Annotated in this window: 18 protein-coding genes; 7 read left to right on the forward strand and 11 right to left on the reverse strand. The window is 62.4% G+C overall.

Annotated features, from left to right (window positions below):
- Nucleotides 1-14: 14 nt before the first annotated feature.
- The 6 genes from AC6GQJ_RS05295 to AC6GQJ_RS05320 form a co-directional block, all read right to left on the reverse strand.
- The gene (locus AC6GQJ_RS05295) at nucleotides 15-1673 is read right to left on the reverse strand and encodes a sulfatase-like hydrolase/transferase (RefSeq protein WP_500772482.1); all 1659 of its coding nucleotides are present in this window, start codon (nucleotides 1671-1673) and stop codon (nucleotides 15-17) included.
- Nucleotides 1673-3226: a tripartite tricarboxylate transporter permease gene (locus tag AC6GQJ_RS05300; protein WP_500772484.1), complete on the reverse strand. Its 1554-nt coding sequence runs from the start codon at nucleotides 3224-3226 to the stop codon at nucleotides 1673-1675. The genes AC6GQJ_RS05295 and AC6GQJ_RS05300 overlap by 1 nt, the downstream gene beginning before the upstream one ends.
- 9 nt (nucleotides 3227-3235) lie before the next feature.
- A complete protein-coding gene (locus AC6GQJ_RS05305) occupies nucleotides 3236-3664 on the reverse strand; it encodes a tripartite tricarboxylate transporter TctB family protein (RefSeq protein WP_500772486.1) in 429 nt (142 codons plus the stop codon).
- Between the two features lie 62 nt (nucleotides 3665-3726).
- Nucleotides 3727-4674: a tripartite tricarboxylate transporter substrate binding protein gene (locus AC6GQJ_RS05310; RefSeq protein ID WP_500772488.1), complete on the reverse strand. Its 948-nt coding sequence runs from the start codon at nucleotides 4672-4674 to the stop codon at nucleotides 3727-3729.
- A gap of 31 nt (nucleotides 4675-4705) precedes the next feature.
- Nucleotides 4706-5662: an MBL fold metallo-hydrolase gene (locus AC6GQJ_RS05315; RefSeq protein WP_500772490.1), complete on the reverse strand. Its 957-nt coding sequence runs from the start codon at nucleotides 5660-5662 to the stop codon at nucleotides 4706-4708.
- 42 nt (nucleotides 5663-5704) lie between these two features.
- Entirely contained in the window at nucleotides 5705-7177 is a 1473-nt protein-coding gene (locus AC6GQJ_RS05320; RefSeq protein ID WP_500772492.1) for an FAD-binding oxidoreductase, read from the reverse strand.
- 136 nt (nucleotides 7178-7313) lie between these two features.
- Between AC6GQJ_RS05320 and AC6GQJ_RS05325 the strand changes: the two genes are divergently transcribed.
- On the forward strand, nucleotides 7314-7979 hold the full coding sequence (locus AC6GQJ_RS05325; RefSeq protein ID WP_500772494.1) for a GntR family transcriptional regulator: 666 nt from the start codon (nucleotides 7314-7316) through the stop codon (nucleotides 7977-7979).
- Between the two features lie 7 nt (nucleotides 7980-7986).
- Here the strand turns inward: AC6GQJ_RS05325 and AC6GQJ_RS05330 are convergent, their stop codons facing one another.
- The 4 genes from AC6GQJ_RS05330 to AC6GQJ_RS05345 are packed head-to-tail and all read right to left on the reverse strand — an operon-like array spanning nucleotide 7987 to nucleotide 12696.
- Nucleotides 7987-9426, reverse strand: coding sequence for an FGGY family carbohydrate kinase (locus AC6GQJ_RS05330; RefSeq protein ID WP_500772496.1), 1440 nt, complete (start codon nucleotides 9424-9426; stop codon nucleotides 7987-7989).
- On the reverse strand, nucleotides 9423-10388 hold the full coding sequence (locus AC6GQJ_RS05335; protein WP_500772498.1) for a transketolase family protein: 966 nt from the start codon (nucleotides 10386-10388) through the stop codon (nucleotides 9423-9425). Before AC6GQJ_RS05335 ends, AC6GQJ_RS05330 begins: the two co-directional genes overlap by 4 nt.
- On the reverse strand, nucleotides 10385-11218 hold the full coding sequence (locus AC6GQJ_RS05340; protein ID WP_500772500.1) for a transketolase: 834 nt from the start codon (nucleotides 11216-11218) through the stop codon (nucleotides 10385-10387). The genes AC6GQJ_RS05335 and AC6GQJ_RS05340 overlap by 4 nt, the downstream gene beginning before the upstream one ends.
- Nucleotides 11219-11223: 5 nt before the next feature.
- Nucleotides 11224-12696, reverse strand: a complete 1473-nt coding sequence (locus AC6GQJ_RS05345) for an L-fucose/L-arabinose isomerase family protein (protein ID WP_500772502.1) — start codon at nucleotides 12694-12696, stop codon at nucleotides 11224-11226.
- Between the two features lie 254 nt (nucleotides 12697-12950).
- Between AC6GQJ_RS05345 and AC6GQJ_RS05350 the strand changes: the two genes are divergently transcribed.
- From AC6GQJ_RS05350 to AC6GQJ_RS05375, 6 genes are all read left to right on the forward strand, one after another.
- Entirely contained in the window at nucleotides 12951-13904 is a 954-nt protein-coding gene (locus AC6GQJ_RS05350; protein ID WP_500772504.1) for a D-ribose ABC transporter substrate-binding protein, read from the forward strand.
- Between the two features lie 59 nt (nucleotides 13905-13963).
- Complete coding sequence (locus AC6GQJ_RS05355) at nucleotides 13964-14596, forward strand: DUF2291 family protein (protein ID WP_500772506.1); 633 nt, start codon at nucleotides 13964-13966, stop codon at nucleotides 14594-14596.
- Nucleotides 14593-16152 carry a sugar ABC transporter ATP-binding protein gene (locus tag AC6GQJ_RS05360; RefSeq protein WP_500772508.1) on the forward strand — a complete coding sequence of 520 codons (1560 nt, stop codon included), beginning with the start codon at nucleotides 14593-14595 and terminating at the stop codon, nucleotides 16150-16152. The genes AC6GQJ_RS05355 and AC6GQJ_RS05360 overlap by 4 nt, the downstream gene beginning before the upstream one ends.
- Complete coding sequence (locus tag AC6GQJ_RS05365) at nucleotides 16149-17204, forward strand: ABC transporter permease (RefSeq protein ID WP_500772510.1); 1056 nt, start codon at nucleotides 16149-16151, stop codon at nucleotides 17202-17204. Before AC6GQJ_RS05360 ends, AC6GQJ_RS05365 begins: the two co-directional genes overlap by 4 nt.
- A 69-nt stretch (nucleotides 17205-17273) precedes the next feature.
- Nucleotides 17274-18080 (forward strand): DeoR/GlpR family DNA-binding transcription regulator, encoded by an 807-nt coding sequence (locus tag AC6GQJ_RS05370; RefSeq protein WP_500772512.1) that lies wholly within the window; start codon nucleotides 17274-17276, stop codon nucleotides 18078-18080.
- A gap of 157 nt (nucleotides 18081-18237) precedes the next feature.
- The gene (locus tag AC6GQJ_RS05375; protein ID WP_500772514.1) at nucleotides 18238-19905 is read left to right on the forward strand and encodes a GMC family oxidoreductase; all 1668 of its coding nucleotides are present in this window, start codon (nucleotides 18238-18240) and stop codon (nucleotides 19903-19905) included.
- A gap of 17 nt (nucleotides 19906-19922) precedes the next feature.
- Here AC6GQJ_RS05375 and AC6GQJ_RS05380 read toward each other — a convergent pair whose 3' ends face one another.
- Nucleotides 19923-20816: a LysR family transcriptional regulator gene (locus AC6GQJ_RS05380; protein WP_500772516.1), complete on the reverse strand. Its 894-nt coding sequence runs from the start codon at nucleotides 20814-20816 to the stop codon at nucleotides 19923-19925.
- Nucleotides 20817-20834 lie beyond the last annotated feature (18 nt).

Here is a 20834-nt window from a genome sequence, read left to right on the forward strand (position 1 = left end):
CGCGCCTCGCGCCCTTAGACAATCGGCTTGGCCCGTCGGTTGCGGTATTTCTCGGTCAGGTCCGCATCGGCGTCGTTCTCGTCATAGGCGCCAAGGATCACGCCCTTGGTGCTGCGCTGGCTGCGGGTCTGGCGCAGGGCATCGTTGGTGATCGTCGTACGCTGCGCGGGCCTGCGCGCCCATGTGTCCAGAACGCCGGACAGATGCGCGATCACCTCGGCATGGGCCGCGCTTTCACCCAGATCTACCAACTCGTCAGGGTCGTCTTGCAAGTCAAACAGCATGGGCCTGATGCCGCCCCCGAATTCGATCAGCTTGTAGCGGTCGTCGGCCACCATGAACAACCGCGCCTCCGCCGTGTCCAGATCCAGCTTTTTCGACAGGGGCGTCATCGAGAAATCGTATTCGCAGAACGCAAAGCCGCGCGACTGGTCCTGCCCGTGCAGCAGTGGCAGCAGCGACTGCCCCTCAAGCACGTGGTCAAGCGCATGCGCATCGCCGCCCGCCACCTCGACGAAAGTCGGGGCAAGGTCGATCAACTGCACCAGCGCATCCGAGGTGGTCCCACGGGTCGCATCCGCCTCCTCCGACGGATCGTAAACGATCATCGGTACCCGCACCGAGGTGTCGTGACAGAACGTCTTTTCCCCCAGCCAGTGATCGCCAAGGTAATCGCCATGATCCGAGGTTACGACGATCAGGGTGTCCGCCATCCGGCCCGTCTGTTCGAGCCAGTCAAACAACACGCCCATCTGGTCATCGCACTGCTTGATCAGGCCCATATAGGCCCCCAGCACCTTGTCGCGCACACGGTCCTGCGAGAACGCCTGCCCCACGGGCGCGTTCATCATACCGCCGAACACGGCGTGGGTCGTGGCACGCTCTTCCTCGGTCCGCACGGGCGGCAGGAACTGGTCACTACCGAACATGTCGTGATAGGGGCTTGGGACGATATAAGGCCAATGCGGCTTGATATAGGACAGGTGGCAGCACCACGGCGCGTCGCCACGGCTTTCGATGAACTCCATCCCGCGACGGGTCAGATAGGGTGTCTCGCTGTCTTCCTCGTGGATGTTCGCGGGCTTGTCACTGTTCTGCATGAACCAGCCCGACAGCACATTGCCCGCCCCGTCATTGGCCGAATTGGCATGGTCGTGCCACGGGTTGTCGCCCTCGTAGCCCTTGCCGCGCAGGTAGTCGTTGTATTTGAGTGCCCCGCCATCGTCATAGAACCCGTCGGGCCCTTCGGGGCGCATGCCGTCGTCGCGTTCAAACACGTCAAAGCCGCATTCGGACACGCGCGCGCCGATGACTGAATCCGGCTCCAGCCCCAGCCGCGCCATGCCTTCGGCGTCGGCCTTCATATGGGTCTTGCCCACCAGCCAACATTCCATGCCCAAGGCGCGCAGGTGGTCGCCCATCGTCCGCTCGCCCACCTTCAGCGGCACGTTGTTCCACGACGCGCCATGGCTGTGCACATAACGCCCCGTATAGGTCGACATGCGCGACGGGCCGCATAGGGGCGACTGGATATAGGCGCGGTCGAACCGTACCCCGCGCGCGGCCAGCCTGTCGATATGGGGCGTGTGCAGATGCGGGTGGCCATAACAGCTCAGGTAGTCCCACCGCAGCTGGTCGAACATGATGAACAGGATATTCTTGGGCTTCGCCATCAGGGGGCTTTCTGATCCAGTGTTTCGCCGTCAGGCACGCCAAGGTTGGTCGTGTCCGCCGCTGCATTCGTCCGCTTGGACAGGAACCAGAACATCGCCACCACGGACAGGACCAGCAGCGCGACCGCCACGGGGCTGGTATAGATGTTCAGGAGATTCCCGTCGAGAAGCGCAATCGCCTGCGCCAGCGACTTTTCGAATTGCGGCCCAAGAAAGAAGGCGATGATGAAGATCACCATCGAATAGCCAAAGCTGTGCATTAACAACCCGAACACCGCAAAAATCAGCATGATCATGACCCCGAACAGCCCGTTGGTCGCCATAGACACCCCGACAAAGCACAGCAACAGAGCCGATGAAAAGATCACCGCCTCGGGGGCGGAAACAACCTTGACCCACAGCCGCAGACCCGCCTGCCCGACCCAGAGGTTCACAAAATTCGCCATGATCATCGCACCGAACAGGCCATAGACCAGCCGCCCCTGCGTCTGGAACAACAACGGCCCCGGCTGCATGCCGTGGATCATGAAGGCGCTGATGATCAGCGCGGCTGTCACACTGCCCGGAATGCCCAAGGTCAGCAGCGGGATCAGGTTGGCCCCCACCACCGCCGAGTTGGCGGATTCCGTGGCCGCAATGCCGTGCAGGTTGCCCTTGCCAAAGGTCTCGGGTTCTTTCGAGGACGCCTTGGTCATCGCGTAGGACATGAACGCCGCCGCCGTCGACCCGATCCCCGGCAAGGCGCCCAGCACCGTGCCGATCGACGCACCGCGCAGCATGGTGTAGCGGCATCCCCAGTATTCGGCGAAGGACACGCGGCGGTCTTCGGGTTTGCCCGTGTCCAGCACCGACAGGCCAGTGCCGCCCCCACCGCGTGCCTGTGTCATGCGGCGCAGAATTTCGGAAATGGCAAGCATCCCGATGGCGACCGAGGGCAGTGCCAGCCCGTCGAACAAATCCCAATAGCCGAAGATCAGGCGCGGCGTGTAATGTTCGGGGTCGGTCCCGACAAAGGCGAACATAAGCCCAAGCGCCGCCGCGATCACGCCCTTGATAAGCGACTCCCCCATCAGGCCCGAAATGATCGAGAAGGCAAAGACCATCAGCGCGACAATCTCGACCGGTCCCATCCGCAGGGCAAGGATCGCCAGCGGCGCCGCAACCGTGATCAGGACGATATCGCTGAACGTGTCCCCCGTGATCGAGGCAAAAAGCGCCATCTTTGTCGCCTTCAGCGGCTTGCCCTGACGCGCCAGCGGATAGCCATCCATCGCGGTCGCCGCCGCATCGGGCGTGCCAGGCGTATTCATCAGCACCGCAGGCACAGCCCCGCCCACCAGACCGCCCTTGTTCACCCCTACAAGGAATGCAATGGCAGGCAGCGGATCAAGGCCGAAGGTGAATGGAATGGCGATGGCCATCGCCATGACCGGCCCGATCCCCGGCACCGCGCCGACAAACTGGCCAAGGACCACACCGAACACCACGAACAGCAGGTTGATCGGGGTGAACACATCCCCGAAACCTGCCAGAATGATTGAAAAATCGACCATAGCGATGTCCTAACCGGGCAGGCCCCGTTCCAGCAGTTGCGTGACAAGAACCCAGATCGCGGCAGGCATCGCAACAACCCCGACTGCCAGCCAGAGCAGACGCCGTTCCCCGATCATCAGCATCAGCACCAGCGCCAGAACCGGCGCGACATAGAGAAAACCAACCTTGGACATGGCATAGATCGCCAGCCCCAAGATCGCGACATAGACAGAGGCAAGCGCGAAGAACCGGGCGTCAGGCGCCTGATGGGTTGTCGGGCGGATCACAAGCAACGCGCCGCACACGGCAATGACCCACGCCACAATGACCGGCATTGTTCGGGGCGACAGGTTGCCGCCTTGGGCGTCCTCGACATATTCGGGGATGATCAGGAACACCATCGCCAACCCGAACAGAAGGAAAAATGCGCCGCTCAGGCGGTCTGCGGTCGTGCTCATGCTCGGGCCTTTCCTGTCGACATGAAAACGCCCCGCCGCACGTGGCAACGGGGCGTTATCGCTTAGTTTGCGAACAGACGCTTGGCGTTGTCCAGACCGTCAACCATCATCTGCTTGGCACCGTCCGGCCCCATGTTGATGGGATCGCCCTGCACAGCGTTGCGCACGATTTCCGCGATTTCGGGCGATTTCACCGCCTCGTCAATCGCCGCTGCGATGGCACTGACGGCGGCGGGATCGGACCCTGCCTTCATCGCGAGGAAGAACACCGCGTCCACATAGGCATCGACGCCGGATTCAATGAAGGTCTTCGTTTCGGGCGCATAGCTCAGGCGGGCCTGGTTGGCGCTGGCGATGACCTTCATGTCACCGGATTCAAGGTAGGGCGCGTGTTCACCCGACGCAAAGCCGGCCAGAACCTGACCGCCAAGGATGAGGCGGATAACTTCGGCCCCGCCATCGGCGGTGACAAGGTTGAAATCCACGCCGGACGCTTTGGTGGTCGCCTTCATCATCAGGACTTGCGGCGGGGCCATCGTGGCCAGCGGCATGTTGCCCGCTTCCTTGGCGTAGGCGATCATCTCTTCCAGCGTATCGAACGGCGCGTCGGCACTGGCCACGAGGGCAAGCTCTGCCTTGGCGATGGTGCCAAGATAGTCAAAGCTGTCGATGTCAAAGGGCAGTTCGTCGCCGCGCTGCACCAGTTGCACCAGCACCGGAATGCCAACGCCCATGCCAACCGTGTGGTTGTCCGCGGGGCGCTGCGACAGACCGGTGAACATGGCGACACCGCCGCCACCGGGGCGGTTGTCGACAATGACATTCCAGCCGGTCTGTTCCTTGATCACCTCGGCCAGAATCCGGCCCATCGTGTCGGTGGACCCCCCTGCCCCGAAACCGATCTGGATCGTGATCGGTTTGGTCGGCTCCCAATCCTGAGCCGCCGCGGGCGCACCCAGTGCGATCAGGGCCGCCGCAGCGAGCCCTTTCAGTTTTGTTGTCAGTTTCATTGTCGTTCCTCCCTATTTGAACGTGGTCTGTTTATTTGTTTTCTTCAATGGCCAAACGCTCGACCGCCCCTGCGCGCAAGCCTTCGATCTGCGCCAGAAGTTCGTCGGGGGCGACCATTATGTTCGGCTCCCCCTCGGCGCGTGCGGCCATGGCCTGCCGGTCCTCGTCCAGCCCGTTGGAAAAGCCGTGCGTGGTCAGGTGCACGTCGATGCCCATGTCCTTTTTCTCGGTCAGGGCGCGCATTCGGTCGAGACTTTCGATGAACGCTTCGACCTGTGGCGGACCTTCGATGGCGTTGAGGCCCAGACCGCCGATGGTGATCGCGCGATAGGTGTCGTTCCCGTCGCGCACGTCATAGACATAGGATGCGGTGCCCCAAGTATGCCCCGGCGTTTCCAGAACGGTGAACGTGTTGTCGCCCAACGTGATCTCGTCCCCGTCGGCAACGGTCATATCCGGTTCGATCATGGTCCACGCGCGCGGCCCTCCCGCCGAGGCTTCGGCAGATTCCACCGCCTCGTCCCAGCCGCCTTGGGTCATCACAAATGTCGCATTCGGCAACAGCGGCTTGAGCGCGGATGCACCTGCCACATGGTCAAAATGGCCATGGGTCATCAGCACATATTTGATATCCGCCAGATCGGTGCCCGTCTTGGCGATGTTATCAAGCAGCGTCTTGGTGAACGGCCCATAAAGCGTGTCGATCAGAACCGATCCTTCGTTGGTGTGCACCAGCCACGCGGACACCCAACAGATGCCCACATAGTCCACGTTATCAAAAGGCGCCCACGGTTCGATATACTGCGCGTCCGGTGTGCTGAGCCAACGGCCCAGATCGGGCGGCATTTGCCCCGTGCGCCCGAATTCGGCAAAGCGCGCCATGATCTGGTCGGACGGGCAGCCGTCAAACAGCGTTTCGGCGCTGGCGGGCATGGCAAGTCCGGCGGCAAAGGCAAGGCCGAGGCCCTTCGCGATGAGTGCTTTCATGTCTTCTCCTCCTCCTTCTGGCGCGGTCGGTGCCGCCCCGTTCTACGTGTCCATCTCGGGCAGAAACTTTCCGGGGTTCATCAGGCCCTTAGGGTCAAGTGCCCGTTTGATCGTGCGCATTGCCTCCAGTTGGCTGCGCTCTTTCAGGCGGGCCATCACGTCAAGCTTGCTTTGCCCGATCCCGTGTTCCGCCGAAAACGACCCGTTCAGCCGAACCAGTGTTTCGAAAATCCGCGCCTTGGCGTCGGCAAGCGGCAGGCTGTTCCAGTCACTTCCTTGCGCGGCACTGAGCGCATAGTGCAGGTTGCCATCGCCCAGATGCCCGACCGTCAGCGGCTGGAATCCCAGTTCCGCCATCACCGGGTCCATGGTCGTGACAAACTCAGCAATCGCCCCGAGGGGCAGCGAGATATCCGTGTGATAGGCAGGGCCGTTGGCGGTGATCGCCTCAAGCACCGACTCGCGCATGGCCCACAAATCAAGGCGCTGCTGTTCGGACCGCACGATCATCGCATCCTCAATCGCGCCGTCCTGCGCCAGTTGTTCCAAGGCGGCGAAGACCAGTTGCTGCAACCGCGTATCGCCATCTGCATCCTGTTCGGCATCGTCGCGGCGGGTCGAAGCAACCTCGAACAACAGGCCCGTTTCGGCCGATGCCGCAAAGGGGCGGCGGGTGTTCGGTATCTCGCGGCAGATCACGTCGACGGCAGCGGCGGGCATATATTCAAAGGCCTCGACCCCGCCGCCCGTGCAGTCCTGCAAGGCGTGCAGCACCCGTGGCGCATCCGCCAGCGCGCCAAGCGCCAAGAACCCCGTGCAGCGGGTCACAGGCATCGGGGACAGTTTGAATACCGCCGCCGTGATGATGCCCAACGTACCTTCCGCCCCGATCAGCAAGTTCTTGAGGTCATAGCCCGTGTTGTCCTTGCGCAGCCCGCTGAGCGCGTTGATCACCGTTCCGTCCGGCAGCACCGCCTCGATCCCGATGCACAATTCGCGCGCCGTGCCGTATCGCACCACGTTCGACCCGCCCGCATTAGTCGCCAGCGCGCCACCGATCATGGCACTGCCCTGCGCGCCGAACGTCAGCGGAAAGACCAGCCCGTGCTGCGCCGCGCTGTCCTGCGCAGTTTGCAGGACCACGCCCGCCTCGACCGTCATGCTGCGCCCTGCCACGTCCAGATCGCGCAGCTTGTTCATCCGCTCAAGCGACAGGATGATGCTGGGCGCGCCTTTGGTCGCAACGCCACCTCCACACAGGCCGGTGCGTCCGCCCGCTGGCACGATGGCGACGTTGCTGTCACGGCACAGACGCACGATGTCGGACACTTCCTGCGTGGATGCGGGGCGCACAACGGCCAGTGGGGTGCAGTCGAACTGCCCTGTCCAGTCGACGCGATACGGGGCGGCCATGTCGGAATCCCCCGCGAATAAATGCGCGGCACCGACGCAGGCGGCGCAGCCCTCCACCACATCGTCCACCCTGTCCTTGACCAATCCAGAGACCATGATCATTCCCCCCAAACTGATCCTGTCCGAAATATGTGTTGATGAAAACTACCATGTTACACGCTAGATTATCTGTCAATTGACTTCTCCCGTGCTAAGCTTCACCCGTTATCACAGCCATTCCCGAGCGAGCCGCAGATATATGGACCCGATCACGCCGCAAAAATCTGTCACCGAACGGGTCGCGGAACGCATCCGCGAAGCGATCATTCTGGGCTCCTTTCCGCTCGGCACCAAACTGTCAGAACAAAAGCTGGCCGACCAGTTACAGGTCAGCCGCTCGCCCGTGCGCGAGGCGCTAGTGCTGTTGCAGATCGAGGGGCTGGTGCGGGTGTCGCCCAAGCGCGGGACGTTCGTGTTTTCACCGGATGTGCAGATCACCAAAGACCTGTGCGAACATCGCATCATCCTTGAAACCGCCTGTTTGAAACTCGCCATCGAACGGAACCACCGCGATTTGCTGGTCGGCTTGCGTGCGGGGATCGCGCAGATGGAAACGGCCATCGCGGCCTCTGACACAAAATCCTATTCGCTGGGCGATCTGGCCTTTCACCGCACCATCATCGCGGCCAGCGACAACACTTCGATTTCCAAAGTGTACGAGACGACGATTGGCCCCCTCATGGCGCTGCGCACGCATCTGTTCACCATCACCGGCGTCCAGTTGGACCGGTCGATGGAGGAACACGGCCTCCTACTTGATGCATGCAGCGCCAAGGATGTGGCACGCGCGCAGGCGATCTGTGCCACGCACGTCCATCACCTTGTCGAACATGTCTGCGAAGAACAGTTTGACCTGACGCCTTAGACGTCCGTCACAGCCGCGCCCGCCGGACCGCGTCCCGATAGAGGGCGCGTTCCGCCATACGGGCCTGCGCGCCAGTTTGCGGGGCAAACTGTGCCACTTCGGACGGCGCGTGGATGTCCGCGCCAAGCGCCCGCGCCGCCATGGTTGCCACCCCCAACGCCCCCACTTCGGGCAGGGCCGAACGTGTGACCGTGGCGCCAATCAAATCCGCCTGCCGCGCCATCAGCCAGTCATTGACCGACGCCCCGCCATCGGCGCGCAACGTGTGTACCGGTACCTCCGACACCTCGGCCATCGCCTCGAACACATCCGCGATCTGGTGTGCAATCGCTTCAAGCGCGGCGCGGGCAATATGCGCCTGCGTGGTGCCAAGTGTCATGCCCGAAATCAGCCCCCGTGCCGCGTCATCCCAATGCGGCGCGCCCAAACCTGCAAAAGCAGGTACCAGCGCAACCCCGCCGGTGTCCGGCACCGACGCGGCAAGTTCGGTCAGCGCATCCACGTCCTTCAGCCCCAACATATCAACCGCGAACGCCGCGGTTTGCGCGGAAACGGTGATATTGCCCTCTAGCGCGTGGGTGGTCTGGCCCTGCTCGGTCCACGCGATGGTGGTGGACAACCCGTTGCTGGCCAAGGCGCGCTGCGCCAGTGGCATCATCAGAGACGATCCGGTGCCGTATGTCGCCTTGAGCGTGCCTGCCTGCCGGATGCCATGCCCGTACAGCGCGGCGTGGCTGTCGCCCATCACGGCGCGGATCGGGATGCCTGCGGGCAAGGCCGTTGCCCCCGCCGCCAGTTCCCCGAACCTCGCATCGGACGCCATGGGCGTGGGCAAGCAGGACATAGGCACGTTGAAAATCTCGCACAGGCGGTCGCTCCACCCCAGTGCGGCGGTGTCGAACAGCAATGTGCGCGCGGCGTTCGAGTGGTCGGTGGCAAAGCTGGCCCCGCCGGTCAGCTTCCAGATCAGCCACGCATCCACCGTGCCAGCGCGCAACCGTCCTTGGGCGTGCAATTCTGCCGCCTCGGGCCTATTCTCCAAAATCCACGCCAGTTTCGACGCAGGGAAAAGCGGGTTGATGCCGAGGCCGGTCAGCGCGTGGACCTCGTCGGCAAAGGGTTGCAGCGCGGCGCAAGCCTGAGCAGTGCGGCGGCATTGCCAGATCGGCGCGGGACCGACAGGCGCGCCGGTTTCACCGTCCCAGACCACCAGCGTTTCGCGCTGGTTGGCGATGGCAATGGCGTCAATGTTTCCCGCGTCGGCGCTTGCCTCGGCAATGGCCTGCCGCGTCGCCTGCCAGATCGCATCTGCATCCTGTTCGGCCCAGCCCGATTGCGGATACTGCGTCTGCATCGGGACCGAGGCCGCACCGCATGTGCGCCCATGTTCGTCGAACACCAGCGCCTTGGTGTTCGACGTGCCCTGATCAATGGCAAGTATCTTCACGCGCGATCCTTGGCGCGGGAAATGGCGCGCCGTGTGGCGGCGGCGATCCCTGTCGCGCTTAACCCTGCGGCCTTGAACAACGTGTCCACGTCGCCCGTGGACTGAAAGCCGGAAAAGCCGACACGTTCAAGCGGGACAGGCACGGTGGCCGAGGTCAGTTCGGCCACGCTGCCGCCCAGCCCGCCGGACACAAGCGCCTCTTCCGCTGTGACCAGCGCGCCGGTTTCCGCGGCCGACAGCACCGCGGCTTGGTCGAGCGGGTTGATCGTGTGCAGTGACAACACACGCACGTCCACACCTTCCGCCGCCAGCACCTCGGCCGCTTCAAGCGCTAGGTGCACGGTCGTGCCAGTGGCAAGGATCGCCGCGTCATTACCGCGCCGCATCACCCGCGCCTTGCCAGGCTCGAAGCTGCGCGTGCCATCCGCATCCGCGCCGATATCCGGCACTTTCATCCGCGACAACCGCAAATAGACCGGCCCGTCATGGCCCGCCGCCCATTTCACGGCCTGCTCAGTCTCCCACGGGTCGGCGGGCACGATGGTCGTGATCTGCGGCAGGGCGCGCAGCCACGCGAAATCCTCGATCGAATGGTGGGTCGCGCCCAACTCGCCATAGGCAACACCCGACGACTGCCCGACCAGCTTTACGTTGTAGTTGGAATAGGCCACGTCGGCCTTCACCTGCTCAAGCGCGCGGCCTGTCAGGAAACAGGATGCCGCCGACACGAACGGGATATGGCCGCCATTGGCCAGCCCTGCCCCGACGCCGACCATTACCTGTTCGGCAATGCCCACATTGACCAGACGGTCGGGAAAGGCCGACTGGAAGCCGCCAAGGTTGGACGACCCGACCGAGTCGTTCACCACCGCGACGATGCGGTCATTGTCCTGCGCCAGCGCCTCGAGCGTTGTGGCCCATGCCTTGCGGCAATCGAACGTTTCCGCCGCCTGCGCCATCATGCCAGTTCCTTTCTTGCGATCTCGTATTCGTCGGCATTGGGCACACCATGGTGCCACTTGGCCTTGTCCTCCATGAATGACACGCCTTTGCCTTTGATTGTGTGCGCGATGACACAGCGGGGCCGGTCACTGCGTCCCGACAACACGCGCAGAAGGGCGGCGGGGTCGTGGCCATCTACGTCGATCACATCCCAGCCGAAGGCGCGGTATTTCTCGTCCAGCGGATCTAGGGCGGTGGTTTCGCTGGTCCGCGCGCCCTGTTGCAGGTTGTTGCGGTCGATGATCAGGGTCAGGTTGTTCAGCCCCCGATGCGCGGCCACCATTGCCGCCTCCCAATTGGAACCCTCCTGCTGCTCTCCATCGCCGGTCAGCACATAGGTGCGGTAGTCAGCCCCCGACAACGCGCCGGAAATGGCGATGCCCGTGGCGATGGGAAAACCGTGGCCCAGCGGACCTGTGTTCGCCTCAACCCCCGGCAGGTAATTGCGGTTGGGGTGGCCGTTCAAACGGCTGTCGGGGGCCATGTAGGTATCCAACAGCGCCTCTTCGAAATAGCCCGCCGCACACAGCGCGGTATAAAGAACCCCTGTCGCATGGCCCTTGGACATTACAAACCGGTCCCTGTCGGCCCAGTCGGGACGCGCCGCATCATAGCGCAGCACGCCGAAGAACAGGGTTGCCACGATATCGGTGGCGGAAAAGTCGCCGCCGATATGGCCAAGGTTCTTTTCCACCACCATGCGCAAGGCACGGCGGCGCATCCACGCAGCCTTTTCCCTGATTGCATCCACGGTTTCGGTGTTTTCTGTCGCGGCCTGATCTGTCGCCATATTGGTCACCTCACGGGGCTTGGGGGAAGTGTCGGAACCGGAGCAGGCTCTGCCCCGTGATGATAGGTCGGCCAGCGCAAATATCGCGTCACGGCCTCGTGCAGTGCGTCGCCGTGATGGCCGCGCACCATGGACACGTGATGTTCGAACCCGTTTTGCGTCACAAACCCCATCAGGCGGCGCAGGTCGGGCACCGAGGCGACAGCGATACCACCGTCCATGCCGAACGGATCATCGGTAAACGCCCCCTGCCCCAGATAGGTCTTGAGCGTGCCGGACCGGTCATCCGAGGACAGGCGGAAATAGGTCATATCACCCGCCTTGACCTTGCCCTTGACCGCGCCAAAGCATTTGGACCGGCCAATCGCCTCGCCCAGCACGTCCAACTCTCCTATTTCGGGGGTGGCGCCGGTGAACGACTTGGGGAAGTTGCCGCAATGGGTGCACACGACCTTGTCGGGCGCATCGCCGTAATTGTTGTTCCAGTCCAGAATGGCCGCAGGTGCGCCCGACGCAAGGGTCAGCGCATACATCGACAGCGCGCCCATCACGTCCACCTCGCAGGCCGAGGGCATCAACTCCTCGCCCATCATCGACATGGTGACACAGGTGGCACAGCCGAAATTATCCTGAAGGGACCGCCAGCACTGGATGGCCGAGGCGTCGCATTCGTTTTCCGCGATCCAGCGGTTCACGGCGAGGGTCCATTTGGCCTGCGTGGCAATCTGGGCCTCGGTGATATGGGCGGGAATGGTGCCGTAGGCGCGGATGCGGTCCATCTTTTCCATCAGTTCGGGCGCATCATCGCGAATGCTGCCAGCGGCCTGCATCATCTCAGACAGGTCCACGGTCACCACCGTGATGCCGGACGCCTGCAACAGCTTTTCCGAATAGCGCATAGTCTGGAACGGCCCTGTGCGCGCGCCAATGGCACCGATCCGCGCGCCCTTGATGCCGCGCACGGTGCGGCAGGTGCGGGCGAAACGGTCAAGATCTTGACGGAAGGCGTCGCTGGCGATGTCCATCGTGTGCTGCGACGTCTCGGTGAACGGCACGCCATATTGCCAGAAGTTGTTGGACACCGAAATCTTGCCGCAATAGGCGTCGCGGCGCGAATGCACGTCGACCTTGTCGATCTCGTCATTGCAGGCTTGCAGCAGGATCGGCACGTCCAGCCCCGCCCGCGAGATCAGTTCGACCACCGCAATCTCGTCCCCGAAATTGGGCAGCGAAATAACCAGCCCGTCGATCCGGTCGCGATTGGCGATAAAGTGTTCGGCGTACAGTTTGGCATCCTCGACCGACTGCACCGCGCCATTGGCCGTCGCCTCGGCAGGCAAGGTAACCGCGTCAATCCCGAGGGCCGCAAACTGCGCCAGCATGTCGGTGCGGGCATCCAGACAGGGCGCGGGACTGAAAAAGGCGCGACTGCCGATGATCATGCCAAGCGACACGGGCCTTTCAAAAATTCGCGACATTTTTCCTCCGATACAGCCGTGGGTATTTTTGTTTATTTTCGTTTTTTTGCATACCACCCCCAAGGCGTCAATCTGTATTTGCGCAGCATGGGTGGCGCAAACTGGCGTAGGGCATTGAGTCTATTTAGCTTACTGGCGTTCCAAGCCCTAAAAACAAAAGCATTCAAAAATTTACCATTGACAAACGATAGTCGAGTCCCGTCAGTATCCCTTCACTTGGCGCGACGCCGCGCACAAATGGGAGGAACCAACCAATGACGATGAAACGTCGTACTTTTCTGACAACCACCGCCGCCGGCACTTTGCTGGCCGCATCCGGCGTGCCGCTGCGCGCCGCCAGCCACGCAGGTGGCACAATCGCGATCATCACGCCCAGCCATGACAACCCGTTCTTCAAGGCCGAAGCGGACGGCGCTGCCGCGATGGCAAAGGAACTGGGGTACGAGACCACGATCCTTGTCCATGATGACGATCCGAACAAACAATCCGAGCAGTTCGACACTGTGATCAGCCAAGGGGTGGTGGCGATCATTCTGGACAACGCAGGTGCCGATGCATCCGTGACCGCGATCCAGCGCGCCAAGGATGCGGGCATCCCGTCCTTCCTGATCGACCGCGAGATTACGGCGACAGGCGTGGCCGTGTCCCAGATCGTGTCCAACAACTATCAGGGCGCGCAGCTCGGGGCCGAGGAATTCGTGATCCACATGGGCGAAAGCGGCAAATATGCCGAACTGCTTGGCAAGGAATCCGACACCAACGCAGGTATCCGCAGCCAAGGCTATCACGATGTGATCGACCAGTATGACGGCCTTGAAATGGTCGCACAGCAAACCGCCAACTGGTCCCAGACCGAAGGCTTTACGGTGATGGAATCGATGTTGCAGGCAAACCCCGACATCAAGGGCGTGATCTGTGGCAACGACACGATGGCCATGGGCGCCTATGCGGCACTTGAGGCCGCAGGGCGCGGCGATGTGATTGTCTGCGGCTTCGACGGCTCCAACGATGTGCGCGACTCGATCCTTGGCGGCGGCATCAAGGCGACTGTGCTGCAACCGGCCTATGAACAGGCGCAGCTGGCCGTGCGCCAAGCGGACCAGTACCTCGCCACAGGCTCCACGGGTCTGGACGAAAAACAGCTGATGGATTGCGTTCTGATCAACGCAGACAATGCATCTCAGCTTGAAAACTTCCAACTGTCCTGACCCCGTCGGGGCGGTGGGCCAAGCGCCTGCCGCCCCGCTTGATCTGCCAGAGGTCCTGCATGAAATTCGCCCTCGTTCTGCTGTGCGCCCTGTCGCTGGCAGGTTGCAAAATCGTATATGATTCCGACGTTGACGGTTCGGTCATTCCTGACGGTCCCGAAGGCGACGACGCGCGCAATGCGGCGCGACTGGATGACACTTTCGACTCCGAACTGCTGCCGCTGGTGAAGGCCAAGGCGCTGTCTGTGGCCAACCTGCGCACTGCCCTTGCAGGCGGAGTGGACGCGGCGGGCGAGAAACACGCCAACAAGGGCGCAGGCCAAGGGGCCGCGTGGCATTTTGCCGTCACCGACACAGGGCAGATCGTCGAGGCAAACCTGACCTCAAGCGCGCGCACTGCCGAAGTGGATGTCGACGGTGATGGCGCGGGCGATCTGCGCCTGCAACTTGGCCCCGTGATCCGTGGCACCGCGCTGCGCGACGTGGCCCCGTTTTACAATTTCGACGACTTCCGCGACCAGATCGAGTTTGCCAAACTGGCCCGCGCCATCAACGACCGGATCAAAACGACGCTGGAAGTGCCCGAGGGCGATCTGGTCGGCCAAAGCGTCACCTTTACCGGCGTGGTGCCGATCAAGCGCGCCGATGACCGTATTGTCGTCACCTTGACCGAAGTTGCGGTGCAGCCGTGAAGCAGGACGTCACCCCGCCGACCACCCACCCGATCGGCCTGTCGATCCGCAATGCGGTCAAGGTTTATCCGGGCACGCGCGCGCTCAAAGGTGTGGATTTCGACATTCGCATGGGTGCGGTGAACGTCCTTGTGGGTGAAAACGGTGCGGGCAAATCAACGCTGATGAAGGTGATTTCCGGCGTCGAGGATCTGACCGAAGGGCGCATCGACGTCAACGGACAAGCGGTTGTTTTCAAATCCAAAGATGACGCAGTTAAGGCGGGCATCGGCATCGTGTTTCAGGAGTTGAACCTGTTTCCCGAAATGAGCGTGGCCGAAAACGTCTTTATCGGGCGCGAGCCCACGCGCGCAGGCATCGACATCTCGGCCGCTGAGGTCGCGGACAAGACCCGCGCGCTGATGGCCCGCCTTGAACAGAACATCGCCCCCGATACCCCTGTCGGGCATCTGCGCATCGGCCAGCAGCAGATCGTCGAGATCGCAAAGGCGCTGGCGCAGGACACCAATATCCTCATTCTGGACGAACCCACCTCGGCCCTGTCCGCCCAAGAGGTCGAGGTGCTGTTCCGCATCATCGACGACCTCAAGGCCCAAGGTGTCGGCATCGTCTATATCTCGCACCGGCTCGAGGAACTGATCCGCGTGGGCGACTACATCACCGTGCTGCGCGACGGAGAGATTACCGGCCACCGCGCCATGCAGGGCGTTGATATCCCTTGGATCGTCACCGCGATGATTGGGGACAAGTCCAAGGACTTCGCCTCGGAAATCACGCACACCCTTGGCCCCGTCATGTTCGAGGCAAAGGATGTCACCCTGCCCCGTCAGGGCGGCGGCTGGTCGGTCGATCATGTGTCGATGCAGGTGCGCGCAGGCGAGGTGCTGGGCGTCTATGGCCTGATGGGCGCGGGACGGTCCGAATTCCTTGAATGCGTGATGGGCCAGCACCCCAATGCGGGCGGCGACATTCAGGTCGACGGCAAATCGCTCGCGGGTATCTCAGTCGGCAAGCGCATTGCGCGGGGTGTCACACTGGTGCCGGAGGATCGCAAACGCGACGGGCTGATCCAGATCATGGCGATCCGCGAGAACCTGACCCTGTCATCGCTGCCGCAACTGGCACGCGGCTTTGACCTGTCGCCCAAGGTCGAGATGTCAAAGGCCGCCGAGTTTATCAAACGCCTCGTGATCAAGGTCGCCTCGGCGGAAAATCCGGTGTCGTCCCTGTCGGGGGGCAACCAGCAAAAGGTGGTGATCGGCAAGGCGCTGATGACGCAGCCCAAAGTGCTGTTGATGGACGAACCATCCCGCGGCATCGACATCGGGGCCAAGGCGGAAATCTACCGCCTGATCCGCAAGCTGGCCTCCGAAGGGCTGGCCATCGTCTTTGTCACCTCCGACATCGAAGAAGTCATTGCCCTGTCCGACCGCATCCTTGTGATGGCGGACGGGCGTGTCACCGGCGCGTTCCCGCATGGCACCCCCGCCGACACGATCGTCACCGCCGCCAACCCAGCAAAACAGCCCCGACTACAAAAGGACCCCGCCCCATGAGCGACACCACTGCACGCCCCTCTGCGAAAGCGCCTGCGGGAAGCTGGCTGATGACCCTGCTGGAGCTGCGGACCTATGTGGCGCTGATCGTAGTGTTCACGGTCTTTGCCATCATCGTGCCGAACTTCCTGACGCTGGATAACGCGGTGCTGATCTCAAAACACGTGGCGATCAATGCGTTTCTGGCAATCGGCATGACCTATGTGATCATCACCGGCGGAATTGACCTGTCGGTCGGCTCGGTCGTGGGGCTGACAGGCATGGTTGCGGGCTATCTCGTGCTCTACGGCATTGATCTGGGGCTGGGGTGGAGCATCCGTTTCAACACGGCCGAGATCATCCTGATCACCTGTGCGGTGGGGATATTCGTGGGCTGGATCAACGGGATGCTGATCACCAAGCTGATGGTGGCCCCGTTCATCGCGACCCTTGGCACGCTATACGTGGCGCGCGGCGCGGCGCTCTTGATGTCTGAGGGGCGTACTTTCCCCAACCTCAACGGCGATGTGGCATTCGGCTCGGCCAGCTTTCCCAGCATCGGGGCGGGCACGTTTCTGGGCCTGCCGATGATGGTGTGGATTCTGGCCGTCGTGACGCTGATCGCCATCTACATCTCGCGGCGCACACCATTGGGGAGGGCGATCTATGCCACGGGCGGCAATGAACGCGGCGCGGCCCTATCGGGCGTGAACGTGAACCGTACCAAGCTGTTCGTCTATATGTTCTCGGGCCTGATGGCGGCCATTGTGGGGATCATCATCGCCTCGCAACTGCGCGCCGCACATCCGGCCACGGGCGAGTTTTTCGAACTCAACGCCATCGCGGCGGCGGTGCTGGGGGGTACGTCCATGGCGGGCGGGCGTGGCCGCATCTGGGGCACGATCATCGGGGCCTTCGTCATCGGCATCCTGACCGACGGGCTGATCATGATGGGCGTTTCCAGTTTCTGGCAGATGGTCATCAAGGGCCTCGTTATCATCGCCGCCGTGGTCATTGACCAATTTCAACGCAAACTCAGCGCGCGGATCGCCCTGTCACAAGAAGGCGCATAGCCACACGTTGTTTCAGGAATGATCTGCGACTAAGACGGGACCAAGAGAGCAGTTCGTTAGGACGGAAGTTTGAACAAACCCATCAAAGACTCCGCACGCGCCGCACCCGGCATGTTGTCCACCGTCCGCCGTCAAAGCATTCTGGCATGGATCGAAGAAGAAGGCTCGGTGCGGGTCCGCGATCTTGCCGCTGCCTTTGACGTGACCGAGGCCACGATTAGAACAGACCTTGAGCGGCTGGAAAAGACAGGCCGGATCGCACGCGAACATGGCGGTGCCTTTCTGGTGTCGATGCCCAAGGACGTGATCGCGCTGGCGCTGCACCACAGGGTCGAGATGGACCGCAAGCGCAAGATCGGCGCCGCCGCTGCCGCCTTGGTCGAGGATGGCGAAACACTGATTTTGGATGCGGGTACCACCACAACCGAGGTCGCCAACCGCCTGCCGGAAAAGAAGTCGCTGACAGTCATCACCAACGCGCTCAACATCGCGATCACGCTGGGGTCCGTGCCAGGGTTCGGCGTGCACATGCCCGGCGGTCAGTTCAAGCCGCCCACCCTGTCGCTGACGGGCGATGCATCGGTGGAATACTTCCGCTCGATCTTTGCCAGCCGCTTGTTTCTGGCCACGGCAGGCGTCGATGTGGAATCGGGGCTGACCTATCCGTCCTTCGCGGATCTGCAACTGAAACAGGCGATGATCCGCGCGGCCAAGCGCGTGTATCTGGTGGCGGATTCCACCAAGATCAACCAGTCGTCCTTTACCCGTCTGGGCGATCTGGACCTGATCCATACATTCATCACCGATGACGGTATTTCGGATGCCGACGCCCAACAGTTCGAGGCGCGCGGCGTCGAGATGTTGATCGCCACCTGACCGGACCGCACGGCCCCGCATGCGATGCCGGTTGATGTTCACCCCCCTCCCTGTACAAAAGTCGGGACCGGATTTTCGGGAAATGTCATCGGATCGTTTGCCCCCTTCGCGCTAGCGCGCGAGCGGTCGGGGAGAACGGTCAACTGGGGGGAAAGACATGGGCGATAGCGCACACAGGTTCGACTATGTTGTGATCGGCGCAGGCTCTGCCGGATGCCTGCTGGCCAACCGGCTCAGCGCCGACCCCGCCAACCGTGTGCTCCTGCTCGAAGCGGGCAAGCGCGACAGCTATCACTGGATCCACATTCCTGTCGGCTATCTTTACTGCATCGGCAATCCGCGTGCGGACTGGATGTACAAAACCCAAGCCGCCGCAGGGCTGAATGGGCGCAGCCTCTTGTATCCGCGCGGCAAGACGCTGGGCGGATGTTCGTCGATCAACGGCATGATCTATATGCGCGGACAGGCGCGGGATTATGACAACTGGGCCAAGCTGACCGGCGAACAGGCATGGACGTGGGAAAACGCGCTGCCCGACTTCATGGTGCACGAGGATCACTACAAGCTCGATAATGGTGCCGACCCTGCCACGGGCGACAACAGCCGCTTTTCCGACATGCACGGCAAGGGCGGCGAATGGCGCATCGAAAAGCAGCGGCTGCGGTGGGACATTCTGGACAGCTTTGCCGACGCCGCCACCCAGACCGGCATCGAACGGACCGAGGATTTCAATACAGGTGACAATGCGGGGGTCGGCTATTTCGACGTGAACCAGCGGTCGGGCTGGCGCTGGAACACGTCCAAAGCGTTTTTGCGCCCCGCCAAGGACCGCAAGAACCTGACCGTCTGGACCGAGGCGCAGGTGGAAAAGCTGACCTTTGCCCGTGACGCGGATGGCGCGCTGCGCTGTGACGGGGCGATTGTGCACCGTGCGGGCACGCCCGTAACAGTACGGTCAAATAAAGAGGTTGTGCTGTCCGCAGGGGCGGTGAATTCACCCCAGATATTGCAGCTGTCGGGCATCGGCCCTGCGAGATTGCTGAACAAACACGGTATCGACGTGGTGCTGGACGCGCCGCATGTGGGCGAGAACCTGCAAGACCATCTGCAAATCCGCGCTGTATATAAGGTGAAGGGCACCAAGACGCTGAACACAATCGCCGGATCGCTGTTCGGCAAGGCGATGATCGGACTGGAATATGCTTTGAAACGGTCAGGGCCTATGTCGATGTCGCCCAGCCAGCTTGGCGCGTTCACGCGGTCGGACCCGTCGCGCCCCCATGCCAACCTGCAATACCATGTGCAGCCGCTCAGCCTCGAAGCCTTTGGTGAGGATTTGCACGACTTTCCAGCAATGACGGTCAGCGTATGCAACCTCAACCCCACCAGCCGCGGCCATGTGCGCATCGCGGGGCCGGATTTCCGCACCGCGCCCGAGATCGCGCCGAACTACCTCGATACCGAGGAGGACCGCACCGTCGCCGCCCACAGCCTGCGGCAGGTGCGCCACATCATGGCCCAGCCCGCCATGCAAGCCTATGAACCCGAAGAGTTCAAACCGGGTATCCAGTATCAAACGGATGCGGAGCTGGCCAAACTCGCCGGAGACATCGCCAGCACGATCTTCCACCCCACCGGCACCGTGAAAATGGGCAAGGTCGACGACAAGACCGCCGTGCTGGACCCGCATCTGCGCCTCAAAGGGGTGGCGGGGCTGCGCGTTGTGGATGCGTCGGTCATGCCGCAGATCACCAGCGGCAACACCAATGCGCCCACGCTGATGATCGCGGAAAAGGCGGCGGGCTGGATATTGGCAGGGGAATAGGCCGCGCCAGAGCGACCCTAGCTGCGGTCGGAAAACAACGCCCGATCCTGCCGCACTGTGTCGATGATAAACCGCGTTGTGGCGGCGATATGCGGGATCGCATCCATCGCCTCGTGCCACGCAATCCAATAGCTGCGCGTTGCCTTGGTTTCGGGGAACAGCGGCACTAGGTCGGGATCGTCCCGTACCACGAAATCATGCAGCACCCCGATGCCGCCCCCTGCCCGCACGGCGGCGACCTGCGCCAGCGCGCTCGAGATTTCGAGCTGTGATTCCCAGCCCGCCCAGAAGCTTTTGTTGAACTCGAGCGCGGGCGTGTAGATCAGATCGTCCACATAGCCGACAAGATCATGCTGCCCCAGATCGGACAGGTTCTGCGGCGTGCCACGATCCGCCAGATAGCTGCGCGCCGCATAAAGGCCCAAGGCGTAATCGGTCAGCTTGGTCGCCTTGAGGCGGCCCTTTTCAGGGCGACCAATGACGATGGCGATGTCGGCCTCGCGTTGGGACAGGGAAAAGGCGCGCGGCGCGGGCACCAATTGCACCCGCAGGTCGGGGTGAAGGGCGCGCAGGCGCGGCAGATGGGCGGCCAAAAAATCAACGCCGAACCCGTCCGGCGCACCGATCCGCACCGTGCCCTGCACCTTGCCCCCCGTTTCCGAGGCCGGAACGCTGCGCAATTGCAGCATCGCCTCTTCCGCTGCGAGGGCCGCAGGCATCAGATCACGCCCCGCTTGTGTCAGCGTGCAGCCCACGGTGCGGCGGTCAAACAGTTTGGCACCCACCGCGTCCTCGAACTGTGTCAGCCTACGATTGACCCGCGCCTGAGAGGTGCCAAGCCGCGCGGCAGCACGCAGGATCTGCCCTTCGCGCGCGACGGCAAGGAAAAAGCGCAAATCGTCCCAGTTCATCTCTTACATCCATTTTCG

It is taken from the genome of Tateyamaria sp. 7Alg 36, assembly GCF_059882455.1.